Raw genomic sequence first — 18,563 nt, forward strand, 5'->3', positions numbered from 1 at the left:
ACATACTTGCCAAAAATATACAAATATATTAGTATTGCAGCTCATTAAAAGCAATAAAATGGACTTAAAGTTAAAAGATAAAGTTGCGGTGGTTACAGGTGCATCAAAAGGAATTGGTGCCGGAATTGCAAAAGCATTTGCAAAAGCAGGTGCAAAAGTTGTGGTCAATTATGCATCGGCGAAGGTGGACGCAGATAAAGTAGTTGATGAAATAACAAAAGATGGTGGCGCTGCCATCGCTGTTCAGGGTAACATAACACTATCGGCAGATGTGAAAAGGTTGTTTGCCGAAACAAAAACAGCGTTTGACAGGCTGGATATCGTGGTAAATAATGCCGGCGTTTTTACTTTTGAGCCCTTAGAGGCCGTTACCGAAGATAGTTTTCATGCACAATATAACACGCATGTGCTGGGTAATTTGTTGTGCACCCAAAGCGCGGTAGCCCTGTTTGGTGAGGAGGGTGGTAGTATTATAAACATCAGCTCGACAGTAAGCCAAAATCCCATGCCCGGCCTGGTGGTGTATTGCGCGGCAAAATCTGCCATTGATACGATGACAAAGCTATTGGCCAAAGAACTGGGCGGACGGAAAATACGGGTAAATACCATTGCCCCCGGCGTTACCGAAACAGAAGGAACACGCAGTGCCGGTATAATTGGCGGCGATTTGGAGAAACAAATGGTGGCCAACACACCGCTGGGCCGCACGGGTCGGCCGGAAGATATTGCAAAAGTTGCAGTATTCCTAGCTTCTGACGATGCAGGTTGGGTAACAGGTGAAAGAATTACCGTTGCCGGTGGGTTGTTGTAATGCAAGAAAAACGGTTAGGTTTCAGGCCAGATAAGCGGAACAAATTGCGCTTAAAAAGTAAATCACCGCATCGCGCGGTGATTTACAAACCCAAAAGGGACCAGAGACCAAGCTGCCCCTTTGATATAAAAAGTAAACAAGAAACTATTTTTTTAGCGCCAGGTATTGGTAAGGCTGAATAGTAAGCTGGGTACCTAACGTGATATTTGCTTTGGTGAAGCCGTTGGTCCAGGTGGTACCTTGGAGGGCTGCCGGAACGGCGTAGGTAACGCTGCTGTTTTTTGAATTTACCAGTACCAATACATCATCCGCTGCCGTCTTTTTCTCGAAGGATACAATATCATTATCGTTATAAGCGGTTAATGTTCCTGTTTTAACAGCCTCGTGCGCCTGGCGGAAGGCTATAATCTTTTTGTATTCGGCAATCATATCCGGGTTGGCGGTATAATCAACCGGTACATTGTTAAAAAAGTTGATGGAATTTGGATAGCCAACTTCCTGGCTGCTGTATATTAATGGCACACCATCCATATAGGCCGCCAAAACAAACGCGGCCAGCGCACCCTGCTTGCCTTTATACTCGCTGATGGTGCTGCCATCTGACGATGCATTATCATGGTTGGTAATATACCTTAATTTAATACCATTGGCCGGTAACGAAGCTTTTTCGGCAGTGTTTGTTGAGTATAGGGCCGATGGGCTGGATGTACCTGCAAATACGTTTTTAAGCGTACCGTAATAGCTGAAGGCAAAATTCATCTGGAAACCCGCGCTTATTTCGGGGCCTTTGGTGCCCTCGGCTAAATATATCAGCTTATGGGTGGTAATTTTGTTTAAAGTATCTATTGCCTGTACCCAGAAATCATTAGGGATATTATCGGCAAAATCGCAGCGGTAGCCATCGATATTGGCTGTGTACACCCAGTATTTCATGGCCTTAATCATGGAGGCACGCATGCTGGCGTTGTTGTAATTTAGCGCGGCAACATCAGCGTAGTTTGTGCCTGGCGGAATAATGATATTGCCCGATGCATCCTGCTGGTACCAGTCTTTATTCTGGATCCATGCATTATCCCATGAGGTGTGGTTTGCTACCCAATCCAATATAACGGCTATGCCCAGCGTATGTGCTTTGGCAACATAAGCCCGCAAGTCATCCAGCGTGCCGAAATCGGCGTTTACAGCCGTGTAATCCTTAACCGCATAGGGTGATCCTGAAGCTTTCAAAACGCCTACCGGGTAGGTTGGCATTAGCCATACCACGTTAACGCCGAGCGCTTTGATAGAATCTAAACGAGCCATGGCACTGCTCAGGCCAACCGGCGAGTAAGTTTTTAAATTCACCTCATACATCACAATATCTTTGGTTGCGGGTACGCCGGTAAAAGGGGTGCCGTATTGGGCAGGGTCGGTATTGGTTGGGGGTGGGGTAGTGCCGCCGTCATCTGTCGTTGGCGATTTTTTGCCGCAGCCCAGTAGCGAGCCTATTAGCATTATAAATAGAATTAAACTGTTCATCTGGTTTTTTTTGTTACTCATGATCATACTCACACTTCCTTTTTAATAATTTATCTGGATGTTATTTGGGGCATTACTGATGGTTACCGTTTTAACAGGGCTGCTATCGGGCCTGTTTATGCTCCCTTGCGGGTCGGTATTTGCTGCGGCACCTAAAAACGCGATGCTGCTATCCTGTAACTTTAAATTGCTGTTGCCTGCTTTAACTGCTGTTGATTGTTCAAAGCCGTGCAGCACCAGCCTGATGTATTTAAAATTGGTTTTAAAGCTCCCTTCTGCTTTATCAAATGTGATGGTTTTTTTATAGGGATCAAAACTGATGGTACGTTTATAAAAATCACCTTTCTGGTAGCTGAAGCTTTTGCCATCATCTTCGTAATACACAAAATGATTGGCTTTGCTGCCCTTATATACATGCACGGCGAGCGTATCGGTAGGCAATTCGGCAGTTGATTGGGTAAGCGACTGCATGGGGATAATGCTGCCGCCTTTTATGTAAACCGGCAGTTTGCTAACCGTTAGCGGGATAGTTACCTCCTGTGCGCCTTTTTGCGCGGCACCGGTATAAAGATCATACCAGCTGCCTTCGGGAAAATATACTTTGCCAAAAGCCGCGGTGCTTTCAAAAGGGGCAACCATAAAGCCGTTACCAAACTCGTACTGGTTTTGGAAGGTGGCGTCCATTACTTTCGGGTCAAAAGTATAGTTGATAGCCAACGAGCGCATTACAGGTAAACCGTTTTGCGTCGACTCATAAAAGCTGGAGTATAAATAAGGCATTAACTGGTAGCGTAAGCTGATGTAGTTTCGTGCAATGTCCAGCACATCCTCGCCAAAAGCCCAGGGCTCGGCAGCGCGGCTATTCAAGGCCGTGTGGTTACGATAGTAGGGGATAAATGCGCCAAGCTCAATCCAGCGGGTATATAAGGACGTGGTGGGATTGCCGGTAAAGCCGCCAATATCCATCCCCGTAAACGATACGCCGCTTAGGCCAAGGCTGTTCATTAAACGTACGCCCAACAACATGTGGTCTTCCTCGGCACGGTTATCGCCTGTCCAAATGGCCGAGTAGCGCTGCAAACCTGCATATCCCGAACGGCTTAAAATAAACGGGCGCTCTTTAAAATGTTCGAGCGCGCCTTCGTAGCTTGAACGTACCATTTCTAATCCATACACGTTATGCGCCTGTAAATGGGTAGTTGGGTGGCCGTCATAATCAAACAGAACATTATCGGGCATTTTTTGGCCCCAGGTAGATATTTCGTTCATATCATTCCAGATACCGCTCACGCCCGATTTTGCGAAGAAATCGACCTGGTTACGCCACCATGCGCGGCCTTTATCGCTGGTAAAATCGGTAAAGTTGCACCAGCCCGGCCAAACCTGGCCGGTGTATGGTGTACCATCGGGGTATTTGATATATACATCCTGTTTCAGGCCGCTTTCATAAGCGGGGGCGCCTTTTTCAACTTTAATCCCCGGATCTACAATAACGGTAAGCTTCAGGTTCATTTTGTTAAGCGCATCGGTCATTTTTACAGGATCAGGGAAACGGCTTTTGTTCCAGGTGAATAGTTGGTACCTGTCCATGTAATGAATATCTAAAGTAATACCATCAGCAGGGATTCGCTTTTCGCGCAGGGTTTGGGCTATGCGCATTACCTCGGCTTCGGGGTAATAGCTGTAACGGTTTTGCTGGTAGCCTAAAGCCCATTTTGGGGGCAAAGGCATGCGGCCGGTAAGCCAGGTGTAGGAGGCAATAATATCTGCCATTTTTTTATGGTAGATAAAGTAGTAGTTCATTTCGCCACCGTGCGCGCCGAATGATGAGAAGCGGTTATTACTGGCGCCAAAGTTAAAATCGCTTTGGTAGGTGTTATCCATAAAAATACCATAGTTTAAGCCATGGTGAATGCCGGCATAAAAAGGGATGGTGGAGTAAAGCGGATCGGCCATGGTACTGTAGCCATATACATCCGAGTTCCAGTTGGTGTAGGCGTTGCCCCTGCGGTCAAGGTTGCCGGTTTTTTCGCCAAGGCCTACAAAATGCTCATCATCCTGCATTTTTTTATAGGTAATTACCGCATCGTTTACCCATGACGTGGTTAAACCGGGTTCGTCCTGGTTAATTATCCTGCCATCAATTGTATAGAATGTTATGCTGAAAGGTTTCTTTTGGATTACCGCTTTTAACGAATCGGTGCTGATATCAATCTCATTATCTGTTTGGCTGATCTGCACTTTTACAGCATGCGCTTTGCCAACTACAGCGTACGAAAAATCGTCGCCCAATACCTTTTTATCCAACCGCACCCGAATGATGGATGGGCTGTAAACAGATATGCTGCCGTAAGCATTGGTTGTTTTTAAAGAAACTTCCTGTTGCCCAATGGTAACGGTTTCGATATTTCCGGGCGTTACTACCGGCGATTGCGCCATAACACACGGCAAGTTTAAAACGCAGGCAAGTAAAAGTGTGATCGTAATAAATTTCATGTATAAAAGGGGTGATGAATTGTTATCGGAAGGTAACTGGCAGTAAAAATCAGGAGCCCGGCAAACCCGGTTACTCCTGAAAATCAACTAATGCACACTTGTAAAATCCGTTAACATACTCAAAGTATATTAAAAAAAGGTATGATGTAAGGCAGCAAACGCGCTGCCTTACCGGTTAATTTTTCTTTAACTTAAAGTTGTAATTATTTGGATCATGCAAATCCAGCGTAATGGTATAATTACCATTTGACGGTACAGTTAAGTTGCCTAACGAGCCGTTGTACGGTAATGCAGGGTTATCGGCGTATTGAATTTTGCCATCTGCTGTGATGCCAAAATCAATAGCCCACTGGTTATTAGCCCTGAATTTGAACGATCCGCTTGCAACCATATTGGCAGTAACCGTCCACACTTGTTTAGCCGGGTCGTACGTCATTTGGGTATCCGTGCTCCAGCCGCCTGGTGTGGCATCGCCAATTATACCCCAGGTAACCAGGGTGTATGACCAGGTAAGGGTTTGCGGGTTGGCAACCAGTTCATAAACACCCGGGCCAGGCAAAACCAAATCGCCTTTGGTGCCATCAGTGGTCAATAAGCCCGGGCCGCCATCGCCGTAGTTAATGTGGTTCCAATCGGGAGCGCTGGTAAACTTAAAGTGATAGCTGCCACCTGCAGGCTCATAAATGTAGCCTTCGTAAATGTTAGGTACCGATGCCGCTACTGTGCCAGCGGTGCCCGGCGACCATCCCTGGTAATCGCCCGGAAGGTATAATACCGGGTAATTGTTGCTTGGCGGCAGGATAATTTTATACGGGCTGATAGTTAATGTTACCGCTTTTGAATAAGTATTCCTATCCTGGTACGCCTGCATCCTGAACACCATTTTACCCACTTCATTTGGCGTAACGCCCAATGCGAGGGCCAGTGTGTTTAAATCGCTGCCTTTGTAAGTTTTGGTTAGCACATCGGTTCCAATTAATACCGATGTAGCGTTTTGCCAGGCGGTTGCGCCTACGGTATCGGCAGGCAAATCGGCCTGCAGGGTGTAGGTTACGTGCGATTTGTAAGGGTAAACTACCGCAGGCCAGGTAAAGGTAATTACCGACTGATCGTCGGTAGTAGCAGACAGGGTGACTGTAGTTGTTGAGGCCGTCATGTTACCCGTAAAGGCAACCGGTTTCAGCGTGGTCAACTCCGCCTGCTTATGGCAGGCAACGGTCATGAAGGCCATTGCTGCAAATGTTAAGTTGATTATTTTTTTCATCACTTTATGAATAATTAATAACCTGGATTTTGTTTCAACGTGGTATTGGCGTTAAGTGCTTCTGTCGGTATCGGGAACAGCATCCTGTAAGCAGGTGTAGTTTGAACAAAACCGTGCGGTAGCAAAAACTTGCCAAACCTGATCATGTCCTGCCTGCGGTGGCCTTCCATGTTCAATTCAAATCCACGCTCATCGTAAATGTTATCTAACGTAGGTGCTGCAATATCGCTAAGGCCGGCACGCTCCCTTACCTGGTTCAGGAATGGGGCTGCGGCTGTAACATTGCCTAAGCGTACATTACACTCGGCCTGCATCAGCAGTACATCGGCATAACGGTAAACCGGGAAATCGTTTGATTCGCCGCTGCCGTCAGATGGTTTTACGGGGAAGAATTTATCGTCACGGATACCTTCATTAGGGCCCGCACCCGGATCAATTAGCGACGATACCTCTTTGGTATAAGTAATACCGCCGGCCTGTGCGCCAACCAGGAATTGTTTTTTACGTACGTCGGCATTATCAAACTTATCATAATACTCTGATGGGATAATGGTACCATTCCAGCCGGCAAAGCCTATAAGGGCCACGCCATTGGGGCTGTTTAAGCTCCGGATGGTGTAAATGTTACCACTGATAACATTTTGCGTAATGTATAAGGCAAAAATGGTTTCGTCGTTGGGGCATACATCGCCAAAAAGGTCGTAATAGGTATTACCAAGTGGTGCCGTTGTGCTTGCACCGGCGGCATGTAATGTAAAACCACCCGATGCTACTTTGTTGGCTGCTGCCAAAGCTTCGGCCCAATGTGGGGTGCCGGTATAAACCTGGGCATTTAAGTAAACCTTGGCCAATACCATGTAACCTGCCCACTTGTTAAAACGGCCGTAATAGGCGCCGCCACGTGTTTCAGAAAGTAAATCAACATTGGCTTTAAGCTCGTTTACCACAAAATTGTAAACATCGGCACGTTTTGCCTGCGGTATTTTTGAAACGTTGGTATTGTTGTCGGTATAAAACGGCACATCACCAAAATCATCTATCAACAGGTAATAGATCCAGGCACGCATCACTTTGGCCTCGGCAATTTTTGCCGGATCGGCTTTGGCCGATGTAAGCTGGGCAATGGCCAGGTTGGCGCTGTAAATTGTAGAGTAAGCCCAGTTCCAGGTATTATTGATGATGCCCAGGTTTGGCAATTCGGTACGGGTATACAGTTGGGCAAAGTCAAGCTGCCAATCGCCGGTGTTACGGTGAGGTATTACCTGCTCATCTGATGAGAAGCTATTTAAATCGTACCAGCAATTATCGCGGCCTGCATAGTTTGAGCCCCAGCTGCCGGTAATTTTTGAGTACACATTGGCCAAAGCATCATCGGCACCCGCCGCGGTTGAATAAAACTGGTCAGCCGTATATTTGTCATACACATGCTCATTAACCTTGGTACAGCTTGCAGCAAGGCTAATAATACAAATACTGATTAATATTTTTTTCATGATCAAATTATTTTAGAATAACATTTAAACCTAAAGAAAAGGTCCTGGTGCGCGGATAGGTACCGTAGTCGCCGCCCGATGAGCTGTCGCCACTAACGTTCACTTCAGGATCAAGGCCTTTGTATTTGGTTATAATGGCAAGGTTTTGGCCGGTTACAGATAAGCGTAAAGCGCTGATGTATTTTACTTTGGCCAGGTTAAACCTGTATCCTAACGAAAGATTTTCCCACCTTAAATACGAGCCGCTCTCCAACCAAAGGTCAGACCCATAAGGCGACGACTGAATGCCTAAAGGTATCGCGCTGGTAAGCACGTTTGATTTTCCCAGGTTTTCCAGAAGGCTTAAATCCTGGCGAAGGCCGTTATAGATTTTATTACCGCCCGATCCGCGCCAAACCATTGATGCATCAAAGTTTTTGTAAGTAAAAGATGGTGTAAAAGCATAGGTATATTTAGGCAGCGATTGGCCTTCTTCGTACCTGTCTTTACTTTGCGATCCCTGGTCGATGGTGCCGTTTTTATCACGGTCAACAACGGTTTCGGCGCTGTTGGCATCTTTGCCAAGGTGTTTTAAAATAAGGAAAGTGCCCACTGGCTTGCCTACAACAAGGTAAGCGTTTGGTCCCCAGCCAACATAGTTGGTAGGTACATCAAAGCCTTGTATGTTGCCGCCTAATTTAAGTACCTTACTTTGCAGCAATGACCCGTTTGCAGCAAGGGTAAGTGTCATATCCTGGCTTTTTATCACCGTATAGCTTAACGAAAGCTCGACACCTTGCGAACGCAGGCTACCTACGTTTGCCAGAATGTTGTTTACAAAAAACTGGCCTACAACGGGTACAGTGTAGTGGTACAACAAATTATCGGTAGTGGCCCTGTATACATCAAAAGTACCGTTCAGCCTATCATTAAACATCGAGAAATCGAAACCGGCATTGGCCTGTTTGCGGGTTTCCCACTTTAAGTTAGGATTGGCATTTTGTGTATAAAAATAGTTGGGAATGGTTGATCCTCCGAAGAACACCGAACCTGCCTGACCTACCAAAGCAATGGAGTTTTGCGGGGTAATGCCTTGTTGGTTACCGGTAACGCCATAACCCACACGTAACTTAAAGCTGCTGAACAGGGTTTGGTTTTTCATAAAGTCTTCCTGGTCAACCCGCCATGCAAGCGCTGCCGACGGGAAGTTACCCCATTTGTTATTAACCCCAAATACGGTTGAACCATCGCGCCTGATACTGGCGGTTAACAGGTACTTGTTGTTGTACGAGTAATGGATCTGACCAATGTATGAAATAAGCCTCCTGTCGTTTTTGTAAGAAGAAATATCGCCCTGTAAAACTTTGGAGATATCGCCCAGCTGCAAAGCGTTATAAGTAGCAAAATCGTTCACAAAACCACGGCCCTGTGCAAAGCTGCCGTTATATGTTTGTGCCTGCCACTCATAAATAGCCGATGCATCAAAATGGCTTAACCCAAATTCATGTTTGTAGCTCAGGCTGATGTCCATCAGTTTTTCGTCAACATGGTTATTGCTGATGTTGGCGATGCCTGTGTTATCAATAGCGGTAGCTATGGTTGATGCTACCGGCGCGTAATAACCTGTATTCGTATCAGATTTTCTCCAGCTGCCAAACCATCCGGCAGATATGCCTTTGTAAATATCCAGGTCGCCCCTTAAACTGGTGAACAGGTTGTTGGTGTTCACATCGTTTTTAACCGTTTTTGCAACAGCGTAAGGGTTGATGTACTGGAATACGTTAGGGTCTGAGTAGTATGATCCATCGGTGTTAAATACAGGATCGGTAGGTCTCGAGATGTATGTATTGCTGATCAGGTTTGAAGTAAAAGCTGCCCGGCCGATGCCGATAGGGCTGTAAACATCATTGTTGATGCCGCTATTTACATTCATGGTGAGGGTTAACTTATCATCAAGCGCTTTTTGCGTAGCGGTAATGCGGCCTATATATTTTTTATAGTTGGAATTGATAACGATACCGGTTTGGGTAATGGCACTTACCGATGCACGGTAGTTAAAGCCATTGGTACCACCACCAAAAGCAAGGTTATGGTTTTGCGTAACGCCGTTTTGGGTAAGCAGGTTAAACCAGTCGGTATTGGAGCCATGGTTTGCAGATACATCCACACCTTGTTTTTCGGCTTGTGCAGTCCATTGCACGGCGTTTAGTTCCTGCAATTTGTGGGCAATTACGTCCAGCGAGCTATTTTCGGTATACTCAACACTGCTTTTGCCGGCGGCGGTTTTCCTGGTAGTGATCAGGATAACACCCGGGGCGCCGCGCGAACCGTAAATAGCGGTGGCCGATGCATCTTTAAGGATGTCTATTGATGCAATTTCACTTGGCGGCACCTGATTTAGCAGGTCCATGTTGCCTTGAATGCCGTCAACAACAACCAAAGGATCATTGCCGCCCTGTAACGATGTTAGGCCACGTATGCGCACCGTTGGTGCCACACCGGGTTCGCTGCCTACCTGGGTAATGTTTACGCCTGCTGCTTTGCCGGCAAGTTGTTGTAATGGGTTGGTAACCGACCCCGGATTAAGGTCTTTAGCACCGATGGTTGCAACGGCACCCGTTAAATCAGATTTTTTAACCGTTCCGTAGCCCATAACCACCACTTCGGTTAAAGCCTTTGATGAAGGTACCAGCTGAATAGTGGGATTTTCGTTGGCTTTGATTACCCGCTCCAGCACATCGTAGCCAACAAAAGTAACCTGCACGGTTAATGCCTGTTGCGTATCGCCCGTAAGCGAAAACATACCATTAGCATCTGTTACTGTTGTTTGAGATGCACCCTTAACGTGCACTGTGGCGCCGGGTAATGGCTGGTTAAGATCATCAACCACCTTGCCCCTGAAAGCACCTTTTTGAGCAAACGAAGCTATCGCCGAGATTAAAAGGAGCACAGTCAGGCCGTACTTAAATAAGTAAACTTTTTTCATGTAAAATTGGTTTTAAAAATTGGTTTTTGCAGATGTACCATAGCTGGCAAATCCGAATCAAATAAAAGGAGGGAATTTTGGCTAATCAATAGCCTAAAAGCTCAATATAGAAAATATAGGCGGAATAATATTGTTAATTGATTGATTGTTAGGTACTTTTATTGTTGTTTTAGGAGTTGTAATATAGATTTAATATGGGGCGATATAGACGGGTTTTGAGGAGATGATTGGGGCTGTTGGGGGAAATAGTTGCAAAGCTGCCAATTATTCATCACATAAAAACTTAAATTGCAGTATCTTCAGCAATCCACAACAGATGAAAATAAAAAGAGCCCTGGTCATATGCCCCGCATTGGTCGTTATTTTTTTAACCGGTCAGTCTTTTTATCACCGGTATCAAAAAAAAGTCACAAAAACCGCGTTTTTGTATAAGGCTATTACACGTCCCGTGGTACTTTGCAGCGGCGGGTACAACCTGGCAGATGATTTAAAAGAAATTCCTGCTTTAAATGGCTGGGGAAATTATAAATGGAAAATCACTACCCCGTCTGACAGCGCCCAGTTTTATTTTAACCAGGGCCTGAGCATGTATTACGCTTTTCATTCTATTGAAGCTATAGCGTCATTTACCAAGGCAACCCGGTTTGATCCGGAATGCGCGATGGCCTGGTACGGCAGGTCGCTGGCTATGGGGCCAACCATCAATTACCCTAATGGCTACGCCCCGCCCACCGATGCTTACGAAGCATCAGTAAAAAGCCGCAACTTTGCCAATAAATGCACGCCGTTGGAGCAAGCACTTATTGCGGCAATGCAACAGCGGTATAGTAAAGATACCACCGTCACCGTGTTGCAGTTACGCAGCAATTATGCCAGGGCCATGCAAAAGGTTTACGCCAGCTACCCTAAAAATGCCGAGGTGATAACATTATATGCCGATGCCCTGCTATTGTTACATCCCTGGGATTTATACACCCACGATTTTAACCCCAAACCATGGACGCCGGAGATCCGCGCATTATTGGAGCAGGCTATTGCAATAAGCCCCAAACATCCGGGAGCCAATCATTTTTATATCCATACCATGGAGGCATCGGCCACGCCGCAACTGGCTTTAAAAAGCGCGCATTTGCTGGATACTTTAATGCCGCTGGTATCGCATATTACACACATGCCATCGCATATTTACATCCGTACGGGTAATTACCAGCAAGGTATTGCCAATAATAACGCAGCGGTTGCCGGGTTTAATTATTACGTGGGCCTTTACAACCCGGTGGTTAACGGGGCCGTGTTGTACCAAACGCATAACATTCACCTTAAAGTAAATTGCGCGCAAATGGGCGGTAACTATAAGGCCGCCATTAGCGGTGCCAATGAAGCAAAGGCTACCATTATACCTGATTACCTGGTCGCCAAAGGGGCTGATGGTAATTTTTTCCAATACGTTTATATGCAGCCTGCGCTAACCGATGTGCGCTTTGGCAAATGGGACGATATTTTAAACACCCATGTAGGCGATACTCTTGCCTATGCATCGGTATTGCTTCATTTTGCAAAGGGCATGGCCTGGTGCGGTAAGGGCGATTCACAAAAAGCTGCCTCAGAACTAAAACTGATGGAAGCCGGTTTAACTGATGCATCGTTAAAAGCACCAATAGATAATTTCAGTTCGGCATTTGAGGCCGCCGGCGTCGGCCACCTGATATTGCAAGGCAATATTGCTGCCACGCAAAAAAACTATGGTGCTGCAATCTCCACTTTACAACAAGCAGTTATAGCCGAAGATAAGCTCATTTATAACGAACCCCGCGACTGGCCCTTACCCGCCCGGCATTACCTGGGCAATGTATTGCTAAAAGCAGGTCGTTACAACGAGGCCGTGGCTGTGTTAAATAAAGACCTGCAAATAAACCCCAACAATGGCTGGGCGCTTACAGGCTTGCAATGGGCCTATCAAAATGAGGGGAATGCACTCGCTTTAAACAAAGTAAAACAACGTTTAAAAACCGCCTGGAAAATAAAGGATGTGGAGATAGACAGACCTGTTTTTTAATGCTTCTATAATGAAAATGCTTATCAATTTGACCTTTTTCTTCTTGTTAACCTCTGAGGGCTGTTTTGCACAATCAAAACAAGAGGTCGACAAATTATTGGCTGATATTTATAAAACAGGCAACTCAAAAAATATAATTACCAATGCTTCGGCAAAAAAGTTAAAAGCTTATGGAAGCAAATTGCTGCCCACCATAACAACCTATTTTGGCGACACCTCCACCACCGGTATTCGTTCCGATTGCCAGGACAGATTTTTAAATAAGGGAGAGGTAGCGATTATTATGGCCGACCATATAGAGCCGATGCCTTATTATACAGTAACAGGTATCCAGAATTGCATAATTGAATATTGTAAAGGCAATCCCAACCTTATAGAATATTATTTATGGGCTATAAAACGTGATGGGGTATTGTTATTTCAAAAACGCTATACTATCTGGCTAAGCAGTGCCGACAGGCAAACGTGGCCGCCTTATACTTATAATAAGAAGAGAAATAAAGTTTGAATTTAACAGCTTAAAACTACACCGCCTCTATCGCCATGATATGATCTTCAAACTCATCATTAGCGATAAATGATTTGTTTTTGATACGATTTTTGTAGGAGTAAATGGTATTTACCGAGTAGCCCAGGAGTTTGGCAATCCGGTCGTTATCGTGGATGCCCATGCGGATAAGGGCAAAAATGCGGTGCTCGGTGCTCAACAGCTGCCCATCGGCAATGGCAATTTTATCGTCTTTGTTAAACAGGGCTTCAAACTTTTCGATAAAATCAGGGAAAAGGGAAAGGAAAACCTTATCGAAAGTATGGAACAACTGGTGCCGCTCGTTCTCCAGGTTCAGGCTTTTAATGGCTGCCTGGGCATCTTCGTAGCGTTTGCTGCTCAATTTTTTATCCAGCGATTTCTGGAAGCTTTCCAGCTTATCAATGTAGATGGAATTGATATTGAAGTAATAGCCAATGTATTCGTTTTTGATTTTATTGGCCGTACTTAAATTTCGATTTAATGCTTCCAATGCAACGTTGCTTTCCTGTAACGATACATTGGCCTCCTTGATGAGGTTATCGGCAATGCGTAGTTTTTTAAGCTGGCGGAAGATGATGAAGGCAAACATTACCACAAAAAGCACCAACACCGTAATGATAGAAGCGTAAATAATCAGCGACTTGCGTTGCTGCTCAACCGTACTGATGCGCTGCGCCTCGATAATGGGCAATATACTGCTGATGGCAACCTGCCGGTGGCGTGCCCCATAAAAGGTGGCATCGTCCATAGCTTGTTTGATATAGACGAAGGCGCTGTTCAGGTCGCCTTTTTTATACAGGAAATCGGCCAGTTTATAAATGGCGACTGTTTCTTTAGTGGCCGACTGCAAGTCGGCAATGGCGGCCTGGATCAATAATTGGGTCGATTTGTCCTGCTCACCGAGCACTTCATAAATGTAGCTTAAAGAGCAGGCACTTATGGCAAACTGGTTGGGCGTTAAGTTTTTTAACTTAAGCAGGGCGGTATAATCTTTTACGGCACCGGTATTATCGGCCTTGCGTAAGGCTTGCAGCCCCCTTAATGCATAATAGTTGTAGGTTCCGGGCGAGGCTAATGAAAGGGCCGAATCGATAAACTGGATGCCTTTGGGATTATACATAGCCGAGTAATCGACATTACGGTCAAAATCGGACAAGTCGAAATAGCTGCGTGCTTTCAGGAAGTAATACTCCACCTTATCGTCGGTTGATAGGTATTGCAGGCTGATACCGTTCAGGGTTTCCAGCGTTTCTTTAAACATGCCCGATGAAATGAGCGTAAAGCCCAGTTCCATTTTAGCAAAAGCCATACGGTTAGGGTCGTTTAGTTTGGCGGCGGTTTCCTGTAGCTTTTTGGCGTAGTTATAGGCCGAATCGTAGCTGAAGTTTTTATACTCGTTATATAACTGCTGGTAAATATTATATTTTTTATCCAGATCATTGGCCTGGCTTAGCTGTTTGCCCAGTTCATCAATGCGGTTTGTTTTTTGCTTTACGTATACATCCTTATCGGCCAGTACCGCGTTAAGCTTGGTGAGTAACGAATCGGTAGCAACTGACTGTGCATAGGCCGGCCGGCTTATCGAAACAAATAAGAAAAATAAAAGATATAAGCCTGGCCTCATTTAAAGTAAAGGAAGTAATTGGATGTTCACCACTAAAGATAGGCAAACATATTAAAATATGGCGTATGGTTTTTGGTAAGCGGTGTATTTCGGCTACGCCCACAATTTTTCCACTCCGTCCATACATCCAATCGCAATAAGCCCTAACTTGCCATCCTGAACATGAAAGACATTCCAGTACATCTTTTAAAGGAACGTGCCTCATCGGGCCTGGAGATTAATCGCTTTTTTAAGGGCGATAAACCCAAAGCCGATGAACCCCTGGGTGCTCACCGCGATGATCATTATATATTTTTTGTAATCGAGGGGGGATGGGGATCGCTGATGGTAGACTTTAACGAGATCGTGATACAGGAATCCTGTCTTTACTATGTTTTACCCGGGCAGGTGCACCATCGCATCCAAAACGAAGGCGCTTATGGATGGTTCATAGCGGTGGATACCATGCTGATACCGCCCGATTATCGTAATGTGTTTGAAAATCAATTACTGTTGCAGCAGCCTTATACCTTAAACGACGTGCAAAAACGGCAGTGCGAAAGCTTGCTTAACCTGTTATTTGAGCGGTACCGCGAGGACGAGCAGGCTGTTTTTAATTTATCAGTTGTGCATTCACTGCTGCAATCGTTTTTGGGGATTGCTGCCGGGTGTTTTAGTCAAACGGGTAAACCGGGTATGCTGATGTCGCGCCCGGTGCAGTTGGCTCAGGATTTTAAGAAACTGCTGGTTGAGCATGTGCGTACGCTCAAAAGCCCGTCGGCCTATGCGGCTAAGCTAAATGTATCTGAAACGTACCTGAATGAGGCTTTAAAAAAAGCTACGGGACTGTCGGTAAGTTACTGGATTCAACAGGAAGTTATTTTGGAGGCCAAACGTTTGCTGTATTATAGCCAGTTGAATGTTAAAGAAATTGCGCACGCGCTGGGGTATGAAGACCATGCCTATTTCTCGCGCCTGTTTAAAAAAGCAGAAGGTGTAACGCCACTCGCCTTCAAAGCCGATTACCGCAAATAGTCCAATCATTACCGCAGGTATGCCATTTCATTGGGCATAGATAAGCCTTTTCTTTGTGATAATAATTCTACATCACATGGAAACATCCACTCTACAGAAATTAAAACAAAAAACCGGCAAGCTATTTGAAGGCCGCCTGCAAGCAGGTTATGTTTTGGAAGTAAGGTATTGGGAGCCCTGCACTTTAATTGAGGTTGACCTGCACCTGCCACAAATAGATATGACCGGCTGGACCGAAATTCCTTATATTAAATTTAAGGTAGATAACCTTACTTTCAGAGATTACACCCCATCGGGCTGGGATGCCGAAACCCAAACCTGCACCATTTATGTTGATGCCGCTCATAACGGTCCCGGCAGTAATTGGGCGCGATTGTTAAAAAAGGGCGATAAGGTAAATTATCTTAAAACGGGTACTACTAATCAAAGCCCCGTGGCTACATCGGCAATAGTTGCCCTTGGCGACGAAAGCAGCATGGGGCATTTACTCGCCCTGCAAAAAATGGTGCTGCCCCATACCCGGTTTTCGGGCGGTATTGTAATTGGCAACGAGCATCACCGTAAATTATTCCAGGAATACTTTTGGACGCCGCTGGAGCCAATAGCCCGCCGCGATGTTTATGGCCATCACAGCCTTATTGAATGGGTGCTTGATCAGCGTTATAGTTTAGAGAACACCGTATTTTATTTAGCCGGCAATAATACCATGGTAGCCCAGTTGCGTAAACTGCTCAAAGGGCAGGGGTATCCATCGGCACAAATTAAACTTCAGGGCTTTTGGGGCTGAGCTTTTTAAATACGCCGGCCAGTATTTTTACGGCCGTTTTCAGTTCCTTAGGGTTGAGGGATGCAAAACCTATCCTGACATAGGGATGATTGACGGTGTTATGGTAAAAATAATCGCGGCCGTTATTAATGGTGAGGCCCATAGCCGATGCTCTTTCGGCTACGTCGGCAGGGCTAATGCCATCGGCATACTTAACCCAAACCGCAAAGCCGCCATCGGGAATTTTAAAGCTTAACCAGCTGCCAAGGTGCTCTTTCAGCAGGGCGCAAAGTATATCGCGCCTTTCATGATACAATTTATTGGCCTTTTTAAGGTGACGGCCTATATCGCCATTTTTAAGGAGATTGGCTATGGCTTCTTCCAGCAGGTGCTCGCCCTGGCGGTCAATCATTTTACGTAGCCTGGTGGCCTGCACAACCAGGTTGGCCGGTGCAACCATAAACCCGATGCGAATGCCGGGCGCTATAGTTTTACAAAATGATCCTACGTATATCACGCTGCCATAGTAATCGGCACTGGCCAGGGGCAATATGGGGCTGCTGGCATAATGAAAGTCGTAATCATAATCGTCCTCAATAATGGCAAAGCGGTATTTGCGGGCCAGTTCCAGCAGGCGCATTCTCCTGTCGGCACTTAGGGTAACCGTAGTAGGGCGGTGGTGATGGGGGATAACGTATACCAGTTTTACTTTCTTCTGTTCGCATATCTCTTCTACTGCGTTTAAATCAATACCATGCTCGTCAACCGGTACCAGTTTTAATTTGGCCCCGGTTTGTTCAAATACTTCGTTGGCGCCCGGATATCCGGGGTCCGCGGCAATTACAACATCATTTTTGCTTAGCAGGATCTGGGCTGCCAGGTAAATGGCCATTTGAGCACCCTTGGTAATCAGGATATCATCGGCGCTAACCTGCAGGCCACGGGTTTCGCCCAGGAAACGGGCCAGCTCGGTACGCAGGTTTGCCGAACCTTGCTCGGGGCCGTAGGTTAAATACTTTTGAGTGAAATGGTAGTTGGCAAACCTGCGGTACTCCCGTACCAGTAATTCAACCGGGGCTACGCGGGTATCGGGGAAGCCATCGTCAAATGTTAGCAACCGGGGCTTATCATCGTTAAATAAGCCGGGGTAGGGTATTTTCTCGGCAACATCAAAATGGGTTTTTAAGGGATAAGCATTTTGTTTTACTGTGTTGTTGATTGGCCGGGGCGATACATCGGGCAGGTTTTTGGCTACAAAAAATCCTTTACGCGCGTAAACATCTACCCAGCTTTGGGCATACAACTCGTCATAGGCAGCCACAACTGTTTTTCGGTGAACTTTTAAAGCGGCGGCAAGCAGCCTGCTGCTGGGCAGGGGTGATGCCGGTTTTAATGTACCTTGCCTGATGTGCCCGATAATGCTATTGGTTATCTGCAGATAAACCGCTACCTGTGCATCCTTATCAATAGTAATTAATCCTGTGCTAAACTTCATGCTGGACTATCTTGTTTGTGTTTTCTGGACTATAAAGATAGGCCAACTGATGCGTAATTTTATACCAGTTAATAAAAAAGATATGCAACTTATTAAAAATTATGCTCTTCCGTCTGTCGCTTTGCGTGGTGCTTTGGCTACCAGCTACCTGTGGGAGGTGGCAGATCGCCTTGGTTTTTTTGGCGCCCACGGACGGCCCCATGTAGGCTGGGGCGATTGGCAGCACTTTATGGATTATGCCCGGCAGGTAATGAGCTTTTTGCCTTCGGGAATTATCCCAACACTGGCTGTGATAGCAACCATTGGCGAGGCCGGCGTGGGTTTGTTATTACTCGCGGGTTTGTTTACCCGTACCGCAGCATCACTTAGCTGCCTGCTTAGCCTGGCGTTTGCTTTGGCCATGGCTGTATCCGGCGGTATCGAGTCGCCGGTAGGTTATTCGGTTTTTACAGTGAGCGCGGCAAGCCTGCTGCTGGCCACACTACCCGATTATAAATGGAGCATAGATTCAATAATCAACAAAAACTAAAAC

The 18,563-nt window shown here is 45.9% G+C and carries 13 protein-coding genes; 6 read left to right on the forward strand and 7 right to left on the reverse strand.

All coding sequences use genetic code 11. The features are described from left to right. The first annotated feature begins 58 nt into the window (after nt 1-58). Complete coding sequence (locus ACFGVS_RS25260) at nt 59-811, forward strand: SDR family NAD(P)-dependent oxidoreductase (protein WP_439696035.1); 753 nt, start codon at nt 59-61, stop codon at nt 809-811. 144 nt (nt 812-955) lie between these two features. On the opposite strand, the gene ACFGVS_RS25265 is transcribed toward ACFGVS_RS25260, so the two are convergent. The 5 genes from ACFGVS_RS25265 to ACFGVS_RS25285 form a co-directional block, all read right to left on the reverse strand. Then, nucleotides 956-2,329 carry an alpha-amylase family glycosyl hydrolase gene (locus ACFGVS_RS25265; RefSeq protein ID WP_439696036.1) on the reverse strand — a complete coding sequence of 458 codons (1,374 nt, stop codon included), beginning with the start codon at nt 2,327-2,329 and terminating at the stop codon, nt 956-958. Between the two features lie 42 nt (nt 2,330-2,371). Beyond that, nucleotides 2,372-4,825, reverse strand: coding sequence for a glycoside hydrolase family 31 protein (locus ACFGVS_RS25270; RefSeq protein ID WP_439696037.1), 2,454 nt, complete (start codon nt 4,823-4,825; stop codon nt 2,372-2,374). 175 nt (nt 4,826-5,000) lie between these two features. Further along, on the reverse strand, nt 5,001-6,089 hold the full coding sequence (locus tag ACFGVS_RS25275) for a SusE domain-containing protein (protein ID WP_274209745.1): 1,089 nt from the start codon (nt 6,087-6,089) through the stop codon (nt 5,001-5,003). 14 nt (nt 6,090-6,103) lie between these two features. Next, entirely contained in the window at nt 6,104-7,582 is a 1,479-nt protein-coding gene (locus ACFGVS_RS25280; RefSeq protein ID WP_090651840.1) for a RagB/SusD family nutrient uptake outer membrane protein, read from the reverse strand. Nucleotides 7,583-7,589: 7 nt separating this feature from the next. Next, complete coding sequence (locus tag ACFGVS_RS25285) at nt 7,590-10,547, reverse strand: SusC/RagA family TonB-linked outer membrane protein (RefSeq protein ID WP_274209744.1); 2,958 nt, start codon at nt 10,545-10,547, stop codon at nt 7,590-7,592. Nucleotides 10,548-10,863: 316 nt separating this feature from the next. Here ACFGVS_RS25285 and ACFGVS_RS25290 point away from each other — a divergent pair, with 316 nt between their 5' ends. Further along, nucleotides 10,864-12,603 (forward strand): tetratricopeptide repeat protein, encoded by a 1,740-nt coding sequence (locus ACFGVS_RS25290; RefSeq protein ID WP_439696038.1) that lies wholly within the window; start codon nt 10,864-10,866, stop codon nt 12,601-12,603. 10 nt (nt 12,604-12,613) lie between these two features. Next, a complete protein-coding gene (locus ACFGVS_RS25295) occupies nt 12,614-13,111 on the forward strand; it encodes a hypothetical protein (protein ID WP_274209742.1) in 498 nt (165 codons plus the stop codon). Between the two features lie 16 nt (nt 13,112-13,127). Here the strand turns inward: ACFGVS_RS25295 and ACFGVS_RS25300 are convergent, their stop codons facing one another. Then, on the reverse strand, nt 13,128-14,756 hold the full coding sequence (locus ACFGVS_RS25300; RefSeq protein WP_274209741.1) for a DUF6377 domain-containing protein: 1,629 nt from the start codon (nt 14,754-14,756) through the stop codon (nt 13,128-13,130). 162 nt (nt 14,757-14,918) lie between these two features. Between ACFGVS_RS25300 and ACFGVS_RS25305 the strand changes: the two genes are divergently transcribed. Together ACFGVS_RS25305 and ACFGVS_RS25310 are read left to right on the forward strand one after the other, a co-directional pair. Then, nucleotides 14,919-15,770, forward strand: a complete 852-nt coding sequence (locus ACFGVS_RS25305; protein WP_274209740.1) for a helix-turn-helix domain-containing protein — start codon at nt 14,919-14,921, stop codon at nt 15,768-15,770. Between the two features lie 76 nt (nt 15,771-15,846). Continuing rightward, nucleotides 15,847-16,557, forward strand: coding sequence for a siderophore-interacting protein (locus ACFGVS_RS25310; RefSeq protein ID WP_274209739.1), 711 nt, complete (start codon nt 15,847-15,849; stop codon nt 16,555-16,557). Here the strand turns inward: ACFGVS_RS25310 and ACFGVS_RS25315 are convergent. Continuing rightward, entirely contained in the window at nt 16,532-18,031 is a 1,500-nt protein-coding gene (locus ACFGVS_RS25315; RefSeq protein WP_439696039.1) for a PLP-dependent aminotransferase family protein, read from the reverse strand. The two genes, ACFGVS_RS25310 and ACFGVS_RS25315, sit on opposite strands and share 26 nt — an antisense overlap. Before the next feature lie 82 nt (nt 18,032-18,113). Here ACFGVS_RS25315 and ACFGVS_RS25320 point away from each other — a divergent pair, with 82 nt between their 5' ends. Then, a complete protein-coding gene (locus ACFGVS_RS25320; RefSeq protein ID WP_439696040.1) occupies nt 18,114-18,560 on the forward strand; it encodes a DoxX family membrane protein in 447 nt (148 codons plus the stop codon). Nucleotides 18,561-18,563: the final 3 nt, after the last annotated feature.

Origin of the sequence: Mucilaginibacter sediminis, assembly GCF_051903035.1 — a bacterium.
Lineage (GTDB): Bacteria > Bacteroidota > Bacteroidia > Sphingobacteriales > Sphingobacteriaceae > Mucilaginibacter.

Bases quoted from the DNA above. Each gene is read 5' to 3' on its own strand.
- ACFGVS_RS25260 (WP_439696035.1), top strand. From the start codon at position 59: ATGGACTTAAAGTTAAAAGATAAAGTTGCGGTGGTTACAGGTGCATCA.
- ACFGVS_RS25265 (WP_439696036.1), bottom strand. From the start codon at position 2,329: ATGAACAGTTTAATTCTATTTATAATGCTAATAGGCTCGCTACTGGGC.
- ACFGVS_RS25270 (WP_439696037.1), bottom strand. From the start codon at position 4,825: ATGAAATTTATTACGATCACACTTTTACTTGCCTGCGTTTTAAACTTG.
- ACFGVS_RS25275 (WP_274209745.1), bottom strand. From the start codon at position 6,089: ATGAAAAAAATAATCAACTTAACATTTGCAGCAATGGCCTTCATGACC.
- ACFGVS_RS25280 (WP_090651840.1), bottom strand. From the start codon at position 7,582: ATGAAAAAAATATTAATCAGTATTTGTATTATTAGCCTTGCTGCAAGC.
- ACFGVS_RS25285 (WP_274209744.1), bottom strand. From the start codon at position 10,547: ATGAAAAAAGTTTACTTATTTAAGTACGGCCTGACTGTGCTCCTTTTA.
- ACFGVS_RS25290 (WP_439696038.1), top strand. From the start codon at position 10,864: ATGAAAATAAAAAGAGCCCTGGTCATATGCCCCGCATTGGTCGTTATT.
- ACFGVS_RS25295 (WP_274209742.1), top strand. From the start codon at position 12,614: ATGAAAATGCTTATCAATTTGACCTTTTTCTTCTTGTTAACCTCTGAG.
- ACFGVS_RS25300 (WP_274209741.1), bottom strand. From the start codon at position 14,756: ATGAGGCCAGGCTTATATCTTTTATTTTTCTTATTTGTTTCGATAAGC.
- ACFGVS_RS25305 (WP_274209740.1), top strand. From the start codon at position 14,919: ATGAAAGACATTCCAGTACATCTTTTAAAGGAACGTGCCTCATCGGGC.
- ACFGVS_RS25310 (WP_274209739.1), top strand. From the start codon at position 15,847: ATGGAAACATCCACTCTACAGAAATTAAAACAAAAAACCGGCAAGCTA.
- ACFGVS_RS25315 (WP_439696039.1), bottom strand. From the start codon at position 18,031: ATGAAGTTTAGCACAGGATTAATTACTATTGATAAGGATGCACAGGTA.
- ACFGVS_RS25320 (WP_439696040.1), top strand. From the start codon at position 18,114: ATGCAACTTATTAAAAATTATGCTCTTCCGTCTGTCGCTTTGCGTGGT.